This window comes from Saccharothrix tamanrassetensis (genome assembly GCF_014203665.1).
GTDB lineage: Bacteria > Actinomycetota > Actinomycetes > Mycobacteriales > Pseudonocardiaceae > Actinosynnema > Actinosynnema tamanrassetense.
In genome coordinates, this window is record NZ_JACHJN010000007.1 from 486,739 (window position 1) to 503,332 (window position 16,594).

The window sequence follows — 16,594 nt, forward strand, 5'->3', positions numbered from 1 at the left end:
GTGCCCGCGGAGGTGCCGACGGGGACACCTGCCCTTGTTCGCCGAATGGCTGCCCGAAAGGGCACTTCAGCCGACGAGCGCGCGGCGGTTCCACTCGTCGAGCAGCGTGTCGATCCACGCGGCCAGCAGCCCGGCGGTGACCGTGTCGCCGCACGCCAGGGCCAGGCACCGCTCGGCGCGGGCGGTGGCCAACTCGCCGACGAGGTCGAGCACCCGCAACTCCTGCCTGCTCACCGGCGTCCCGACGCGATCCGGAACGCCTCGATGTACTTGGGCAGCTCGACCAGCGCCCGCTGCCAGGTGTCGGCGGCGATCTGCCCCGCGAACACCGCGTCCACCGCGACCCGGTCCACGTCGGGCTCGATGTCGTCGCCGGCGACGTCGAGCAGCCGCCGGGACAGCTGCGCCCGGCGCACCAGGGAGCGGACCACGTCCAGCGTGTGCTCCAGTTCCGCCACGACGTCGTCGGCCTGTTCCGGCGACACCACCAGCCAACCCTCCCTGGCCAGCCTGAGCAGCAGGTCCCCGGCGAACTTCTCGCCGGTCGTACCGCGCGGTTCGTGGGCCGCGTTCCCATCGGATCGCATATCCACCGCACCTCCGCACGGGAACGTGGACGTGCCGAGCCCACCACGCCAACGCCGCGAGGCCAAGATTTGTTGAGTCGATTTGCCCGTCCGTACCCATTTCCTGCCTGCTCCACCGGGAATCGTCCGCGCCGGACGTGCCGTCGGCGGGCGGTTTCCAGCCTTCCTGCCTGCGCTACCGGGATTTCGATGCTCCGGAGGGGTGGTCGTCGCGCCGCTTCGGGCCGATCCGCGGGTCACGGCGCGTTGAGTAATCTGCGGGCGGGATTTCGGGGGTGCTGGTGTCGACCACTTCTGCCGACGAGCTGCGGGTGAGCGTGCTGGGACCGGTGCGCGCCTGGTCCGGCGAGGACGAGCTGGCGCTGGGGCACGCCCGGCAGCGCGCGGTGTTCGCGGTGCTGGCGGCCAGGGCGAACCAGGTGGTGTCCCGGCACGAGCTGGTCGACGCGGTGTGGGGCGCCGAGCCGCCCGCGAGCGTCGTCGGCAGCCTGCACACCTACGTGTCCGGGCTGCGCCGCGCGCTCGGGGCGCACCGGGAGGCGCTCGGGTCGCGGTCCACCGGGTACTCGCTGCGGCTGGCGGAGGGCGCGGTGGACACCGAGCTGTTCGACCGGGCGCGCGAGGAGGGCGGCCGGCTGCTGGCGGCGGGGCGCTGGACCGAGGCCCGGGAGGCGCTCGGCGCCGCGCTGGGGCTGTGGCACGGCGCCGCGTACGCCGGGGTGCCCGGTCCGTTCGCCGAGCTGGAGCGGCAGCGGCTGGCCGAGCTGCGGCTGGGGGTGGCGGAGCTGCACGCCCGCGCGCGGCTGGAGCTGGGCGAGCACGCCGAGGTGGTCGCGGACCTGACCGGGCTGATCGCCGAGCACCCGTGGCACGAGTCGCTGCGCGAGCTGGTGATGCTGGCGCTGCACCGCTCCGGGCGGCAGGCCGAGGCGCTGGAGGCGTTCCGCGAGGCGCGCCGGGCGCTGGTGTCGGGGCAGGGCGTCGAGCCGGGTCCGGCGCTGCGCGAGCTGCACCGGGAGATCCTGGCCGGCACGCCGGCGGAACCGGAGCCGCCGCGCGGGCTGTTCTGCGTGCCGCCGCGCGTGGCACGGGCGATCCGCGAGCCGGGCGGCGTGTTCGTCGGGCGCGACGAGGAGACCGCGCAGCTGCGCGAACTGGTGACCGACGTGCTCGCCGGGCGCGGCACCGCCGTGTGGATCGAGGGCGAGGTGGGCATCGGGAAGTCCGCGCTGCTCACCGCGGCGCTGGCGGACGCGGGCGGGCGGGGCTGCCAGGTGGCCTGGGCCGCCGCCGACGAGCTGGGCAGGCGCAACCCGCTCCAGGTGGTCGTGAACTGCCTCGACGTGCGCCCGGACTCGCCGGACCGGCGGCGCGCGGAGCTGGCGGCGCGGCTGTGCGGCGACCCCGGCGCGATCCCGGCCGCGGTGGACCTGCTGCTGGCCCTGGTGGACGAGGTGTGCGCGACCGCGCCGCTGGTGCTGGTGGTCGACGACCTGCACTGGGCGGACGACGCCAGCGTGCTGCTGTGGCACCGGCTGGCCGCGGCGACCCGGCAGCTGCCGCTGCTGCTGGTGGCCGCCAGCCGCGCCGACCCCGGCCGGCGGGAACTGGTCCAGGTGCGCCGCGCCGTCGAGGCGCGCAACGGGTACGTCATGGCGCTGAGCCCGCTCGCGCCGGCCGACGCGGAAGCGCTGCTCGCCCACACCGTCGGCGCGCCTCCCGGCGACGTGCTGCGCGAGCTGGCCGGCCGCGCGGTGGGCAACCCGCTCTACCTCACCGAGGTCGCCCGCGCCCTGGTGCGCGGGTCCTCCGTGCGCGTGGCGGGCGGCGTCGCCGACGTCGACCCGGCCGCCGCCGACGAGGTGCCGGGCACGCTGCTGGCCGCCGTGGAGCGCACGCTGGAGGTGCTGTCCGACGACGCGCGGGAGGTGTTGCAGCTCGCGGCGCTGCTGGGCGTGGAGTTCCGGGTGGCGGAGCTGACCGCGGTGACCGGGCGGTCGCCGCTGGAGCTGGTGGGCGTGCTGGACGAGGCGGTGGCCGCGACCGTCGTCGTGGAGGCGGGCGACGGCCTGGCGTTCCGGCACCCGTACCTGCGGCACGCGCTGCACGAGCGGGTGCCCGGGTCGGTGCGGGCGGCACTGCACCGGCACGCCGCCGAAGCGCTGGCCGGGGTGGGCGTGCCGGTCGAGCGGATCGCCGAGCACCTGGTGGCCGAGGAGATCCCGGTGGACGGCTGGGTGGTGCGCTGGCTGGCCGACCACCACGTGGCGGTGGCCAACCGCGCGCCCGCGATCGCCGCCGAGATGCTGCGCCGCGCCGTGGACACCGACCTGCCGACCCCGGTGCAGCGGGCCAGCCTGCTCACCGCCCTGGTGAGGGTGCTGTACCGGATGGGGCGGTTCCCGGAGGCGGACGCGGAGCGGGCGCTGGCGCTGGCCACCGACGCGGCGGAGGCGGCCGAGATGCGGTACGTGCGCGCGGTCATGCGGTACCGGCGCGGCGACACGGCGACCGCGATCGCCTGGCTGCGCGAGTCGCTGGACGTGCCGGACCTGCCGGAGGTCTGGCGGCTCCGCCAGGTGGCGCTGCTGGCCGACATCCGGCGCGGCGACCTGCTGGACCTCGACGCGACCGAGCGCGCGGCGTGGCGGGCGCAGGCGGACGCCGTGGCCATGGGCGAGCCGTACCCCACCGCGCACGCGTCGCAGACGCTGTGGCTGGTGAACTCGATCCGGCGGGACCACGAACAGGCGCTGCGCCACGTGGACGACGCGCTGGCCGCCGTCGGCGACCGCCCCGACCTGGCCGAGCTGCGGTTCGACCTGCTGGACAACCGGGTGTTCAGCCTGCAGAACCTCGACCGCCTCACCGAGGCGGAGAACACGGTCTGCACGGCGCGCTCGGTCGCCGTCCGCCACCACCTGCCCACCGGCCTGCAGGTGACGGCGGCCGTGCACCACCACTGGACCGGCCGCTGGGACGAGGCGCTGGCCGAGGTGGACTCGGTGACCGAGGACGGACCGGTCATCACGTTCTTCGGCCTCCGGGAACCCCGGCCCGCCACGCTGCTCATGCACGGCGTGGCGGCGCTCATCGCCGGGCACCGCGACGACCGGGTCGCCGCCGCGGCGCACCTGGAGGCCGCCGACGCGCACACCCCCGAGACCGGTTCGGAACGGGAGAGCTGCGACTTCTACCTGGTCGCCTCGGCGCTGGCGGCCGAGCAGCGCGGCGCTGCGGCGGAGGCGGTCGCCCGCCTGGCCCCGGTGCTGAGCCCGGACTACGCCCGGATGATGCTGCGCCACCAGTGGCTGCCCTACGCGATCCGCCTCGCGCTCACCGCGGGCGACCGGGCCACCGCGCTCGAAGCGCTCGCCGTGTGCGAGGAGGAGGCCGCCAAGGAGGTGCTGCCCGCGCGGGCGGCAGCCGCCGCCGCGCACTGCCGCAGCCTGGTGACCGGCGACCCCGCCCCGGTGCTGACCGCCGCCGCCCACTACCGCGAGGTGGGGCGCGTGGTGGAGTGCGCGGCGGCGCTGGAGGACGCCGGCGTGCTGCTGGCCGCCGCCGACCGCGCGGAGGAGGCGTCGGCCGCGTTCGCCGAGGCGGTGGGGCTGTTCGGGTCGCTGGCGGCCCGCTGGGACGTCCAGCGCGCGGAGAACCGCCGCCGGGCGGCGGGTGTCCCGCGCACCGGGCCGGCCGTCCGCGGACCGGCGAAGACCGGGTGGCAGGCGTTGTCGCCGCTGGAGGTCCGCATCGCGCGGCTGGTCGCGGCGGGCCTGTCGAACCCGGACATCGCGGACGAGGTCGGCCTGCCGAGGCGGACGGTGCAGTCGCACGTGTCACGGCTGGCGACCAGGCTGCGCACCGACTCGCGCGCCGGCATCACCGACCACGTCCGGGCGAACAGCTGATCCCCGGCCGGACCGCGTTGCCCGATCGGGCACGACGGTGCCCTCGCCCTGGTCCGCCGGCTCCTCCGACGCGCTGTCCGGCACCGGTGGACACGTGGTGTCGGCATCGCGCGCCGGGACGGAGAACGGCCCTGCACGAACAGCGGCGGCCGGAGAGGGACGAACGGGTCGACCGGTCGACGCACGCCGACCCGGCGACCGGCCCCACACCGCCGTCGGTGCTGCTCGCGACCGAAAAGTACAGTCGTCCCATGACCAGGATCATGATCTACGACGGCCCCGCCGCGGAGGATGCCGCGATCACCCGCACCGGCGGCCTGCCGCTGCTCCCGGCGGACGTCGAGTGGCCCCGCTGCGCGGCGTGCAAGGGGAACATGCAGTTCCTGGCCCGCATCCAGCAGGACGGCACGTTCGTCGACGAGCACGGGGAGCCGACCGGGGACCGGCGGGTGGTGCAGGTCTTCATGTGCGAGAACGACCCGGGTATGTGCGAGACGTGGGAAGCGCACTCGGGCGCCAACGCGGTGATCGTCCTGCCGCCGGACCCGGCGCCGGTCCGGCAGGCTCCGCCCGAGGGCGTGACGACGCTGGCCGAAGTGTCGTCCGTCCGCCTGTTCGAGACGGACGTCGAGCCCACGGAGGAGTTCTCGCACCCCTACGAAGCCGCCCGCGAGGCGTGGGCCGAGGACCCGGGCAAGCGGGGGCGGGACGTCCTCGGGCAACTCGGCGGCAGCCCGTCCTGGCTCCAGTCCCACCGGGCGCTCGGCTGCCGCGAGTGCGCGGCGCCGCTGCGTTTCGTGGCCCAACTCGAAGAGGGGCACGATTCCGGGACGACCGCCAACTACGGTGGCGGCTCCGCCTACGTCCACATCTGCCCCACTCACGACCAGGGCGCGTTCCTCTGGCAGCAGTGACCGACGTCCGCGCACACCGGTGACGGCGGGAGGGGCACTCGGGGTGCTCCTCCCGCCGCCTCGTCACCCGCGGCACCGGCGGTGCCCGGCCACTGCCCCTGCTCCCTGTCCCGGGACGTCCGATGCGCCTTCGGATGCGTCCGTCGCCGCCCGGTGCCGGCTCCGGGGCGGCGGGGTCGGGCCGGGGCTCACGTGTACCAGGTGGGCTCCGGGATCTCGCCCAGCAGCACGTACCGGCCGACCTCGGCCCGCTTGTGGGCGATCGGGTCGTGCAGGCTGTGGGTGCGGATGTTGCGCCAGAAGATGTCCAGCCCGACCTGGTTGGCCGTCGCCCGCGCCCCGGTGACCTCGAAGATCCGGGTGCCGATCTCCAGACCGGTGTCGATCGCGCGCTGCTTGGCCGCCGCGACGACGACCGCGGCCTCACCGCGTTCCCGCTCGGTGACCTCGTCGGCGTGGGCGTTGATCGCCTCGATCAGCACGGCGGCCCGATCGGCCAGCGCCTCGGCCGCCCACAGCTTGGCCTGGAGGTCGCCGTAGGTCTCCAGGACGTGGAACTCCTCCACCGCGGCGGCCTTCACGTCCACCGCGTAGGGCCACGGCCGGGTCTTGTCCTTGGTGTAGGCGGCGGCGGTGGTCAGGGCTCCCTTGGCGATGCCGAGGTAGAAGTTGGTGAACACCAACTGGATCAGCGGCACGTTGAGCGTGTTGTACGTCCTGGGCCGGAACTCCTTGCCGACGTACCCGGCGGCGGCGGACCAAGGGACCCGCACGCCCTCGACCCGGACGCTGCCGCTCTCGGTGAGCCGCTGGCCGAGGTTGTCCCAGTCGTCCTCGAACACGATCGCGTCCTGGTCCGACGGGACGATCGCGAAGATGTGCTTGTCGGTGCCCTCCAGCACGCCTTCCAGCACGGTCACGTCGGAGACCTTGCCGCCGGTGGAGAAGGACTTGCGGCCGGTGAACACCAGCTCGTCGCCCTCCTCGGTGATGACCAGGTCGTTGTCGCGCGGGTTCACCGCACCGCCGAAGAACCACCGGTCACGGGTGGCCTGCTCCTCCACCGCGGCGATCTGCGCCGGGGTGCCGACCAGCCTCGCGGCCCAGAACCACAGGTAGTGGTAGCCGATGAGCTGGCCGATCGAGCCGTCGCCCGCGGCGATCTCGCGGGTCACCCGGTAGGCGGTGGTCCAGTCCTGCCCGCCACCGCCGTGCTCGACCGGGCCGAGCAGGGTGACCAGCCCGGAGTCCTTGAGCAACCGGACTTCGGCGTGCGGGGTGGCGCCCGCGCGGTCGCGGGCCACCGCGTCGGTGGCCAGCAGCGTGGCCACCTGCTGCGCGCGGGCGATCCACTCGTCGGTGTCGGCGGGGGTGGTGTCCCAGGTGTGCTGTGCGGAGGTCGTCACGGTCGGACTCCGATCGGCTCAGGTTCGGCTGTCGGTTCGGCTTCGGGGGCGGCTGTCGGCTCGGAGGCTGTGGTCGGTCCGGGGGTCGTGGTCGGTCCGGGGGTCGTGGTCGGTCCGGGGGTGGCGGTCGGGGCCGGCGCGGCGGTCGGCTCGGGGGTGGCGGCGGAGGTGTCGAGGGACGCTTCGAGGTCGCGCACGATCGGCAGCACGTGGCGGCCGAAGTAGGCGACTTCCTCGTGGTAGTGCAGGAAACCGAGCAGCAGCAGGTCGACCCCGCGCCGCTTGTACTCGACGATCCGGTGCGCCACCTGCTCGGGCGTGCCGATCAGGCGGGAGCGGAACCCGTCGTTGTACTGGACCAGGTCGTCGAACGTCGAGTCGGCCCACATGCCCTTGTTGTCACCGGTGGAGCTGCCCGCCTGCCGGACGGCGTCGCGGAACCCGTGCACCGCTCGGACGTCGGCCTTGGCGACGATCTCCCGCAGCGTCTCGCGCGCCTCGGCCTCGGTGTCGCGGGCGATGAGGAAACCGTTGAGCCCGAAGCGAACCCGGCGGCCGTGCGCCGCCGCTGCGGCCGTGACCTCGTCGATCTGCTCGGTGATCCCGTCGAAGTCCTTGCCGTTGCTGAAGTACCAGTCCGACACCCGTCCCGCCATCGCCCGCGCGGCGGTGGAGTTGCCGCCCTGGAACACCTCCGGGTGGGCGCGGCCGGGCACCTCCGGCGGTTTGGGTTTGAGGTCGTAGCCGTGCAGCCGGTAGAAGTCGCCCGCGAACTCCGCGGGCTCCTCGGTCCAGCTCGCCCGCAGCACGCGGATGAACTCCTCGGCCCGGCGGTACCGCTCGTCGTGCTCCAGCCACGGTTCACCCAGCGCGGTGAACTCACCCTTGAACCACCCGCTGACCACGTTGACCGCCGCGCGCCCGCCGGAGAGGTGGTCCGCGGTGGCGATGAACTTGGCCAGCACCGCCGGGTGCCACAGTCCGGGGTGCACGGCGGCGATCACCTTCAGCCGCTGCGTGGCCAGCAGCAGGGCGAGGCTGAAGCTGGTGGACTCGTGCTGGTAGGCGGCGCCGTAGCTGGCCATGTAGCGCACCTGGCTGAGCGCGTACTCGAAACCGTTCCGCTCCGCGAGCACGGCCAGCTCGCGGTTGTAGTCGTAGGACCAGTCGGTCCGTTGCTCGATGTCGCTGACGACGAGACCACCGCTGACGTTGGGCACCCAGTAGGCGAACTTCAACGGCTCCCGCTCCCGGTTTTCGGGCACGGCAGGACTCCAGAGTAGTGGTGACGAGCGCGTCTGTCCGAAAAGGACATAGCGTGGACTGTCGCGGCCTATCGGCGGCAACAGTGCTGGGCGGCGACGCGGACGAAGTCCACGTGCCGACGCCTGGTCAACATGGTCGGTCGCGGCACCGTTCCACTCCAACAGCACCGCGCCACCCGGTCAACACGTCGTACCTGGAGTCTCACAGGGTGAACACGCACTGCAACATACGGTTACATTTCCGCGTCGGCAGCGCCCGACGGAGACGAGCCGTCCTCGCGTCCGAAGGCGGACCGCTCGATGACGCGAGTGTTGAACAGCCGGTGGCCCGCACGTCGGACCGGAGACGTGCGGGCCACCGCATCGGCGACTTGGTCACCACGACCGTGCCGGCCGTGCCGCGCGGCACGGCCGGCACATCGGTGTGGCTAACCGCGTTCGAGGCTCGCCGAGAGATCCGGCACCACCTGCGACGGAGTCGCGGGCAGCGGCTGCGCCGCACCGGCCACCGGCGCAGGGCCGTCGATCGGCAGGGTGACGTACGTGTTCGCCAAATCCACCGTGAGCCTCGGCGCCTGTGCCGGCGGGGACACGAAACCCGCGTCGGTCCCGCCGATGATCAGCGCGAGCTGGTGGCCCTTCGGCACGACCTTGTCCGTGCTCGCCAGCCGGAACGTGATCGTGTACGGCCGGCCCGGCACCAGTTGCGTCTCCCGGCTCAGCGACTGGTGGTTGGCCAGGTCCGCCCAGCCGCGGCTGAAGATGTGCAGCCCGACGTTCACGGTGTCGGCGGTGGCGATCCGGTAGCAGGCGTCGTCGCCGGTGGTGCTCGCTCCCCAGCAGTCCTCGGCGGTGCCGGTCCGGATGCCCTCACCGGGTCCGCCGTAGTTGCGGATGGTCGACTGGCCGTAGTCCACCAGCACCGCCGAGATCCGTGCGGTCGCCGTGCTCGGTGTCACGGTCGCGGTCACCGTGCCGGTGCCGGACAGGTGCAGGTCCTGCGCCAGCACCCCGGTCGTGTAGAGCACGCGGGATGCCGAGGGCTGCGTCGGCTGCGCGGCCCAGGTCGTCTCGCTCTGCCGCGGGTTGTCGGTGAACGTCGCCTTGCCCGCCACCGCCCGACCCGAGGTCAGCGTGCCGAGCCCGGCCGTGCCGCCGGCGACCGGCCGCAGCACGACATTGCGACTTCCCGCCGCGGGCCAGGCGGTCTGGTCGACCCAGACGTCCGGCTGACGCTCGACGCTCACCCGGGGCGTGCGCTCCACGCCGTTGTCGATGCCCAGCAGGTAGTGGTCGAACCACTGGTGCAGCGCCCGCACCCATTCGGCGCGCCGGAAGTCGAACGGGTCGACGTGCCCGGTCTGCGACAGCCACAGCTTGCGGTCCACGCCGGTCGACGCGAGCGCGCTCCACCACTGCCCGAAGTTGATCGACTTGACGTTGAGGTCGTTGATCCCGTGCGTCGCGAACACGCTCGCCTTCACGTTCTTCGCCGCGGCGACGTAGTCGCGTTCCGCCCAGGCGGCCGAGTAGTCGCCGTTGGCGGGGAAGCCCTGCGACAGCTTCCGGTTGGCGGCCGAGCAGTTCTGCCCCTGGTTGCCCGCCGCGACGGTCTGCGCCAGGCCCGCCGGTGAGCCGCCGCCCGCCACCGCGCCGTCCGAGCGGTAGTAGTCGTACCAGCTGGAGATCGCCGCGATCGGCACGATGGTCTTCAGCCCGGCGACACCGGTCGCGGCCACGCCGTTGGCGATCGTGCCGTCGTAGGACTTGCCGATCATGCCCACGTTCCCGGTGGTCCAGCCCGCGGTCACGGCGCTGCCGCCGGTGGCCGCCGAGTACCCGGTGGCACGCCCGTTGAGCCAGTCCACGACGGCCTTGGCCGAACCGATGTCCGACTGCCCTCCGACGTCCACGCAGCCGCGCGACCGGTTCGTCCCGGCGAGGTCGACCAGCACCACGGCGTACCCGCGCGGCACGAAGTAGTTGTCGTAGTGGAGCGGGAAGCCGACCGGACGCCCGGAACCGTCGTAGGTCTTGCGCTCCTTCTCCCCGCCCCGCCCGCAGCAGGAGTAGTAGGGGCTGGCGTCCATGATCACCGGTACCCGGATGCCCTGTTCGGCGGCCTCCCTGGGACGCACGAGGTCGGCGGCGACCCGGTCGCTCCTGCCGTCCCCGTCGCCGTCGCGCCCGGTGTCCACCCACACCGTTTCCCTGATGGCGGAACCGAAGTCGTACACCGGCTCGCTCCCGGCCGGTCGCGCCGCCGCGTCGGCCGTGCCCGGCATCACCGCGGCCGCCAGGACCAGGACCGTCGCGAACACCTTCACCACACTTGAGCGCATAGCCTCGCCTTCCCGACGTGAAGCCCCTCCTCGATCGAGCTTGGGGGAAACGCGCGGGCGGCAGTAGGGCGGAACGTACGGAGACAGCCGGGCTAAGGCACCGCTCCGCGATCGGTCGGCGCGGCGCGCATCCTGGACGCCACCCGGCGGGTGGGTCTTCGCCGACGCGTCCGTCCACGGCCTCGCGGATCAGGTCGGCGTGCCCGGTGTGCCGTACCGACCGCCTCGCGGCTTCATGATCGGTGCTGCTCCTCCCCGGCCTCGGGCTCCCCGGGATCGGCGGCGGCTTTGACGGCATCGACGATGTGCTGGTAGCCCGTGCAGCGGCAGAGGTGGCCGGACAGCGCGGTGCGGATCTGCGCCTCGGTCGGACGCGGGTTGTCCCGCAGCAGTTCGGTGGCGGTGGCGAGCATCCCCGGTGTGCAGAAGCCGCACTGGAGGGCGTGGTGGCTGCGGAAGGCTTCCTGGAGGGGGCCGAGGACCCCGTTGTCGGCCAAGCCCTCGACCGTGGTGACCGTCGCCCCGTCGACCTGGACGGCGAGCAGGCAGCACGACCGGGCGGTGGCTCCGTCGAGCAGGACGGTGCACGAACCGCACGCGCCCTGCTCACAGCCGACGTGGACACCGGTCAGCCCGAGGTCGTGGCGCAGGAAGTCGGCGAGGGTGCGGCGGGGTTCGCAGTCCGCGCGGACCTCCCGGCCGTTCACGGTGCAGGTGACGGTGAGCTTCACGAGGTGACCGCCTGTCGGAGGGCTCTGCGGGTGAGGACGACCGCCATCTCGCGGCGGTAGGCGGCCGGGGCGCGGAGGTCGTCGGACGGGTCGGTGGCGTCGGCGACGGCATCGGCGGCCGAGGCGATGACGTCGGCCGAGGGCGTTCGGCCCAGCAGCACCGACTCGGCGACGGTGGCCCGGATCGGGGTGGGTGCGGCTCCGGCCACCGCGATGCGGGCGTAGGTGACGGTCCCTTCCGACACCGCCACGCAGGCGACGACCGCGACCACGGCGAGGTCGTTCGCGCGGCGGCTGAGTTCCGCCACGCCGTGACCGCTGCCGACGGGCGGCACGGGCACCCGGGTCTCGACGAGCAGTTCGTCGGCGGCGAGCGCGGTCCGGTGCGGTCCGAGGAAGAACTCCCCGGCGGGAATCTCACGCCGACCGCGCGCACCCTGGACGGTGAAGGACGCGTCGAGGGCGACGCAGACAGCAGGCAGCTCCGCAGCGGGGTCGGCGTGCGCGATGCTGCCGCCGGTCGTGCCCCGGTTGCGGACCGCGACGTACCCGACGTGCGACATCGCCGCCGCCAACAGGGGAACATCCCGCCGCACCAGCGGAGAGGTCTCCACCTGGCGGTGCCGGGTGAGCGCACCCAGGACCAGATCCGCACCCGAGCGGTGGAGATGGGCCAGGTCGAGCCGGTTGACGTCCATCACCGTGTGCGGGCGCACCAGCCGCATGTTCAGCAACGGCACCAGGCTCTGCCCACCGGCCAGCACCAGGGCGCCCTCGGACAGGGCGGCGACGGCCTCACCGACGCCGGCGGCGCGCACGTAGGCGAACGGCGCGGCCTTCACCGGCCGGCCCCCTTCCTGATCGCGGCGAGCAGCGACGGCGGCGTGATCGGCAGCGACGTGACGGTGACACCGAAGTCGGACAGCGCGTCCGCTACGGCGTGCGCGATCGCGGCACCACCTCCGACGACCCCGGCCTCCCCCGCGCCCTTGAAGCCGCCCGGCACGTGGTCGGCCGGCGTGACCATGTGCTCCACGCCGATCGGCGGCACCTCGGTGGCCATCGGCATCAGGTAGTCGGAGAACGACCGCGTCAGCGCGTGTCCGGACCCGTCGTGGACGATCTGCTCGAACAGGGCACCGCCGATCGCCTGGGCCGCCCCGCCGTGCAGTTGGCCGTCCACGATCGACGGGTTGATCACCGTGCCGCAGTCGTGCGCGATCAAGTAGCCCGACAGGGTCACCACCCCGGTCTCGACGTCGACGGAGGCGAGGACCGCGGTGCACCCGTAGGCCGTCGCGACGTTGCTCGGGTCGTAGACCTCGCGCTCCTCCAAGGTCGGCAGCTCGTCTTCCGGCAGCAGGCCGTTGATCCGCCGGTAAGCCGCGTCCCCGACCCGGGCCAGGGTCACCGCCGCCTCGGGCACGCCCACGACCGACACCACCCCGTCGTCGATGACCAGGTCGTCGGGCGAGACCTCCAGCAGGTGCCCGGCCACGCGCAGCACCTTGGCCCGGAGCCGGGTGGCCGCGTTCAGCACGGCCGCACCGCCCACCGCCGCCGCACGGCTGGCCGCGGTGCCGTAGCCGGTGTACGGGCAGGCTTCGGTGTCGCCCGAGACCACCGTGACGTGCTCCAGCGGAACCCCCAGGCAGTGCGCGGCGACCTGGGCCAGCGCGGTGTGCAGGCCCTGCCCCATCGCGGACAGCCCGGTGCGGACGGTCACGTGCCCGGTCGAGTCGATCCGCACGACCTCCTCGTCGAACCCCGCGTTCTGCAGCCCGGACTGGTTGGCGATGCGCGACGGCGCGAAACCGGTGACCTCGTTGTGGAACGAGTAGCCGATCCCCACCGCCTCGCCCCTGGCCCGTGCCGCCGACACGAACGACGGCCAGCCGGCCCGCTGCACCGCCCGCAGGCACATGTCCAGGCACTCCTCGTAGCGCCCGCTGTCGAAGACGAAGACCGGGCTGACGTACGGGAAGGCGGAAGGAGGGATGAAGTTTTTGCGCCGCACCGCGTGCGCGTCCAGGCCGAGGTGCCGGGCGAGCATCTCGACCAGGTGTTCGTGCACGAAGTTCGCCTTCGGCAGCCCGAAGCCCCGGTACGAACCGTAGGGCGGCTTGTTGGTCAGCACGCCCACGACGTTCATCTCGTAGGCCGGGATGTCGTACGGGCCGGTCATGCTCGCGGCTGCGGTCCAGCACGGACTCATGCCGATCGTGCTCAGCGTCGCGCCGAGCACCCCGTGCAGCGTGCCCCGCAAGCCGGTGATGGTGCCGTCGAGCCTCGCCGCCAGCTCGACGTCGATGTGCTGCTCACGCGATTGCACGGTGGCGACGAAGCTCTCCCGGCGGTCCTCCACCAGTTTCACCGGCCTGCCCGACACACGGGACAGGATCGCGGCCACGACCTCCTCGCCGTAGAAGTCGAACTTGTTGCCGAACCCGCCGCCGACGTCCGGCGTGCGCACGCGGATCATGTCCACCGACAGGCCCAACACCTCGCCGAGCAACTCACGGGCCAGGTTCGGCGCCTGCGTCGACAACCACAGGTCCAGCCGCGAGGTGAACGGATCCCACGTCGCCACCACGCCCCGCGTCTCCAGCGGCGCGCCCATCTGCCGGGCGAACCGGAACGACTGCCGCAGCACGACATCCGCCTCCGCGAACGCCGTCGCGACGTCCCCCTTCGCCACCACCATGCGTCCCGCGACGTTGTCCGGCAGTTCCCGGTGGAGCCGGGGCGCGTCCGGAGCCAACGCCTGGTCCAGCGTGGTGACCGCCGGCAGCGGCTCGTACTCGACCTTGATCAGCTCCAACGCGTCCTCCGCGGTCGCACGGTCCGTCGCCGCGACCGCCGCGACCGCCTGCCCCTCGTACAGGACCCTGTCGACGGCCAGCGGATAGGCCGGAGGTATTCGGGCATCGGGATCAGGCCGCCAGATCACCGGCTGCGGCGCCCTGACCACGGCCCGCACGTCCGCACCGGTCACGACCGCGAACACACCGGGATGGGCAGCCGCAGCGGCGGTGTCGATGCGCACGATCCGGGCATGTGGAGCCGTACTCCGCAACACGGCGGCTTCGAGCACACCGGGTGGCCGCACGTCGTCCACGAACTGGGCCCGGCCCGTGAGCAGCCGCACGTCCTCGGTCCGGGTCATCCGCGCACCGATCAGCTTCTCCCCCACGTCACCCTCCCCGTCGTGGCCTGTCGACCACTGTCCCACCGAACCCCGATCAGGAGAACCACGCAGCGAGGTGCGAACCGGACGCGCCGCCATCACCGACAGGGAGATGACCGGCACACCGAGGGCAACACGGTTGCCCGATCGTCCCTTCTCCACTGCCCACGGCAGACCTCAGCCCGCCGATCGCGTCCACTGGAACGACCACGAACCACTCGGAGGACGCGATGACACCCACCCGAACCCACATGGCACCCACCCGGAACCGCAGGACCGCCACGCGTTCGCTGGCCGTGGCCGCGGCACTGTCCGGCGGGGCGATCGCTCTGACGGCGTGCACGGCCACGCCGGTGCACCTGAACGGATCACCCACCCCGGCAAGCACCGCCACGACCACGACCACGGCCGTGCCGACGCACACCACCTCGGTCCGCGCCGGCACCACCCCGCCGTCGAGCGAACCGGCAAGGGCCGCCGTCGGCTGGTGCGACGGCCACGACCTGGAGATGAGGGCCACTGAAGAGGTCTCGCCCGTCAGGGGCGACCGCCTGTTCGCCATCCACTTCGCCGCGCGCAGCGGCACGAGCTGCACCATCGGGGGCACGCTGAGCGACGTCACGTTCGCGGCACACGACGGGGCGCCACTCGCCATCGAGATAGGCGGAGGCGAGAAGCCCGACTACACCGAGATCAACCTCGACGACCACCGCGAGGCGGTCGTGTACATCCGCACCGCCGCAGACGACGGCTCCGGCCTCCCGGTGGCGACGATCGGCTTCACCCTTCCCGGGAAAGGGACCAGGGGCGACATCGTGGCCGTTCCCTGGCCCGCTCCGATCGACGGCCCCGTCCAGCTGACGAACCTGATGGCGCCGGTCAGTTGACCGTCCCTCGCCTGGCAGGTCGGGATGAGCTGACTCGCAGCGCCCACCCGACAGATTCGATTGATTTTATTCCACACTGAAGCAATAAAGATCATAGACAAGAAGGTCAGGATCGGCTTCGCGACGTCGCTACCGGCGCAACCCTCTACGGCCGCCGAAGCAGGGTGTTGCGCAAAGCCGCCGAGATGTCGCAGTCGTCCCCGTGGTCGAGTGCCGCATAGATCTGCCCTTGGACGGCCTCCGCCAGCAACACGCAGCCGTTCTCACCGTCCACGGGCGACTCGTCGCCGGTTCCCGCGATGTGCTGCGCGAATCCGGAAGTGAGGGCGGAAATCATCGCACTGAGCTTCTTCGGCGTCATGCCGGGGCGGAACTTCACGCCGAGCTGGCGCAGCCCTTCTTCGTACACCGGAATCCAGCGGTCGGAATACGCATCGAGGAGTTCGCGGTACGCCTTCGTCGCGACGGCTCGCCACTTGGCGTCCATCGTCAAGGACAACTGGAAGAGCCAGTACTTCGCCAGGCGGGTCCGCATCCTCAGGTCGTGCGCCGAGATCTTGCCGATGAGGTCCGCGAGTTCGAGTTCACCGCTGCGCACCTTGGACAGTTCCGCCAACGCCTTGCGCGGCCCGTAGTCGAGGAAGACGCCCCAGCGGGGTGCCGTGCAGGTGTACTTGATGAGGCACATGAAGAAGTTGGCCGTGCCACCCAGTCCGGGCCACCTGTCCTTGAAGCCCCCGTCGCCCACGCGCAGGCCTTCCTGGTCGTCTGCCGACAACTCGCCAGCGACCCGGACCGCGCGTTCCACGACGATCCTGCGGGTGAGCCTCGCCCCGGCGAGCTCGTCCCGGCTGAGCCGGCTGCGACCGGAGAGCTGGTCGTCTATCTCCCTGAGCGCGCCCTCCAGGAAGAGCATCGTGGTGACGTAGGTCGACCGGCGCGGATTGCGCGGATCGGCGAGGCTGGGCCTGGAAATGTGCTCGCGGAAGACGTCCGGCCAGTCGACTTCGTCATTGAAGTTCACGAGCCCTCCCCTGGGTCCGAGGTGGGCTCATCTCAGCACAGGGCCAGTTCGCGTGCAACGTCCTGGCCAGGATGACGCTCCGGCCTCCTGAAGCGGACGATGCGCCCGGCCGGTTTCCGGACCCTAATCACAGGAGCGGAATCCGAATCGAAAGGGAATTCGATGCGCGTTGTCATCGAGAGTTCACTGCTGTCCGCTCGTGCCCTGGAGGTCCTTTTGATCGTCGTGCTCGCGGCGGTGTGCGGCACACCGGGAGGTCGCAGGCGCCGGCGTGCTCCCGGCGTGCGAACTCCCGCCCGCCGTGGGGTTCGGCGTACGCGCGGAGGCGTGCGGCGTCCTG

Annotated in this window: 12 protein-coding genes; 3 read left to right on the top strand and 9 right to left on the bottom strand. The window is 72.5% G+C overall.

Annotation, left to right across the window (positions count from 1 at the left end; translation table 11 throughout):
* Window positions 1–66 precede the first annotated feature (66 nt).
* Together FHS29_RS24065 and FHS29_RS24070 are read right to left on the bottom strand one after the other, a co-directional pair.
* Complete coding sequence (locus tag FHS29_RS24065; protein ID WP_184694081.1) at window positions 67–234, bottom strand: hypothetical protein; 168 nt, start codon at window positions 232–234, stop codon at window positions 67–69.
* Window positions 231–587 (bottom strand): hypothetical protein, encoded by a 357-nt coding sequence (locus FHS29_RS24070; protein ID WP_184694083.1) that lies wholly within the window; start codon window positions 585–587, stop codon window positions 231–233. Before FHS29_RS24070 ends, FHS29_RS24065 begins: the two co-directional genes overlap by 4 nt.
* 281 nt (window positions 588–868) lie before the next feature.
* Here FHS29_RS24070 and FHS29_RS24075 point away from each other — a divergent pair, with 281 nt between their 5' ends.
* Both FHS29_RS24075 and FHS29_RS24080 read left to right on the top strand, forming a co-directional pair.
* On the top strand, window positions 869–4,498 hold the full coding sequence (locus FHS29_RS24075) for a BTAD domain-containing putative transcriptional regulator (RefSeq protein WP_446689069.1): 3,630 nt from the start codon (window positions 869–871) through the stop codon (window positions 4,496–4,498).
* A gap of 251 nt (window positions 4,499–4,749) precedes the next feature.
* Entirely contained in the window at window positions 4,750–5,412 is a 663-nt protein-coding gene (locus FHS29_RS24080) for a hypothetical protein (protein ID WP_184694084.1), read from the top strand.
* A gap of 188 nt (window positions 5,413–5,600) precedes the next feature.
* On the opposite strand, the gene FHS29_RS24085 is transcribed toward FHS29_RS24080, so the two are convergent.
* The 6 genes from FHS29_RS24085 to FHS29_RS24115 form a co-directional block, all read right to left on the bottom strand.
* Window positions 5,601–6,818, bottom strand: a complete 1,218-nt coding sequence (locus tag FHS29_RS24085) for an acyl-CoA dehydrogenase family protein (protein ID WP_184694086.1) — start codon at window positions 6,816–6,818, stop codon at window positions 5,601–5,603.
* On the bottom strand, window positions 6,815–8,083 hold the full coding sequence (gene sfnG / locus FHS29_RS24095; protein ID WP_312865075.1) for a dimethylsulfone monooxygenase SfnG: 1,269 nt from the start codon (window positions 8,081–8,083) through the stop codon (window positions 6,815–6,817). Before sfnG ends, FHS29_RS24085 begins: the two co-directional genes overlap by 4 nt.
* Window positions 8,084–8,511: 428 nt before the next feature.
* The gene (locus FHS29_RS24100) at window positions 8,512–10,425 is read right to left on the bottom strand and encodes a Xaa-Pro dipeptidyl-peptidase (protein WP_184694088.1); all 1,914 of its coding nucleotides are present in this window, start codon (window positions 10,423–10,425) and stop codon (window positions 8,512–8,514) included.
* Window positions 10,426–10,658: 233 nt separating this feature from the next.
* Window positions 10,659–11,156 (bottom strand): (2Fe-2S)-binding protein, encoded by a 498-nt coding sequence (locus tag FHS29_RS24105; RefSeq protein WP_184694090.1) that lies wholly within the window; start codon window positions 11,154–11,156, stop codon window positions 10,659–10,661.
* The gene (locus FHS29_RS38240) at window positions 11,153–11,998 is read right to left on the bottom strand and encodes an FAD binding domain-containing protein (protein ID WP_184694092.1); all 846 of its coding nucleotides are present in this window, start codon (window positions 11,996–11,998) and stop codon (window positions 11,153–11,155) included. Before FHS29_RS38240 ends, FHS29_RS24105 begins: the two co-directional genes overlap by 4 nt.
* On the bottom strand, window positions 11,995–14,349 hold the full coding sequence (locus FHS29_RS24115) for a xanthine dehydrogenase family protein molybdopterin-binding subunit (protein WP_312865076.1): 2,355 nt from the start codon (window positions 14,347–14,349) through the stop codon (window positions 11,995–11,997). The genes FHS29_RS38240 and FHS29_RS24115 overlap by 4 nt, the downstream gene beginning before the upstream one ends.
* 245 nt (window positions 14,350–14,594) lie before the next feature.
* Here FHS29_RS24115 and FHS29_RS24120 point away from each other — a divergent pair, with 245 nt between their 5' ends.
* Window positions 14,595–15,230 carry a hypothetical protein gene (locus FHS29_RS24120; protein ID WP_184694094.1) on the top strand — a complete coding sequence of 212 codons (636 nt, stop codon included), beginning with the start codon at window positions 14,595–14,597 and terminating at the stop codon, window positions 15,228–15,230.
* A 145-nt stretch (window positions 15,231–15,375) separates the two neighbouring features.
* Here the strand turns inward: FHS29_RS24120 and FHS29_RS24125 are convergent, their stop codons facing one another.
* Complete coding sequence (locus FHS29_RS24125; RefSeq protein ID WP_184694096.1) at window positions 15,376–16,254, bottom strand: hypothetical protein; 879 nt, start codon at window positions 16,252–16,254, stop codon at window positions 15,376–15,378.
* Window positions 16,255–16,594: the final 340 nt, after the last annotated feature.

Coding starts and splice junctions, on each gene's coding strand:
- FHS29_RS24100 (WP_184694088.1), bottom strand. CDS start 10,425: ATGCGCTCAAGTGTGGTGAAGGTGTTCGCGACGGTCCTGGTCCTGGCG.
- FHS29_RS24070 (WP_184694083.1), bottom strand. CDS start 587: ATGCGATCCGATGGGAACGCGGCCCACGAACCGCGCGGTACGACCGGC.
- FHS29_RS24080 (WP_184694084.1), top strand. CDS start 4,750: ATGACCAGGATCATGATCTACGACGGCCCCGCCGCGGAGGATGCCGCG.
- FHS29_RS24120 (WP_184694094.1), top strand. CDS start 14,595: ATGGCACCCACCCGGAACCGCAGGACCGCCACGCGTTCGCTGGCCGTG.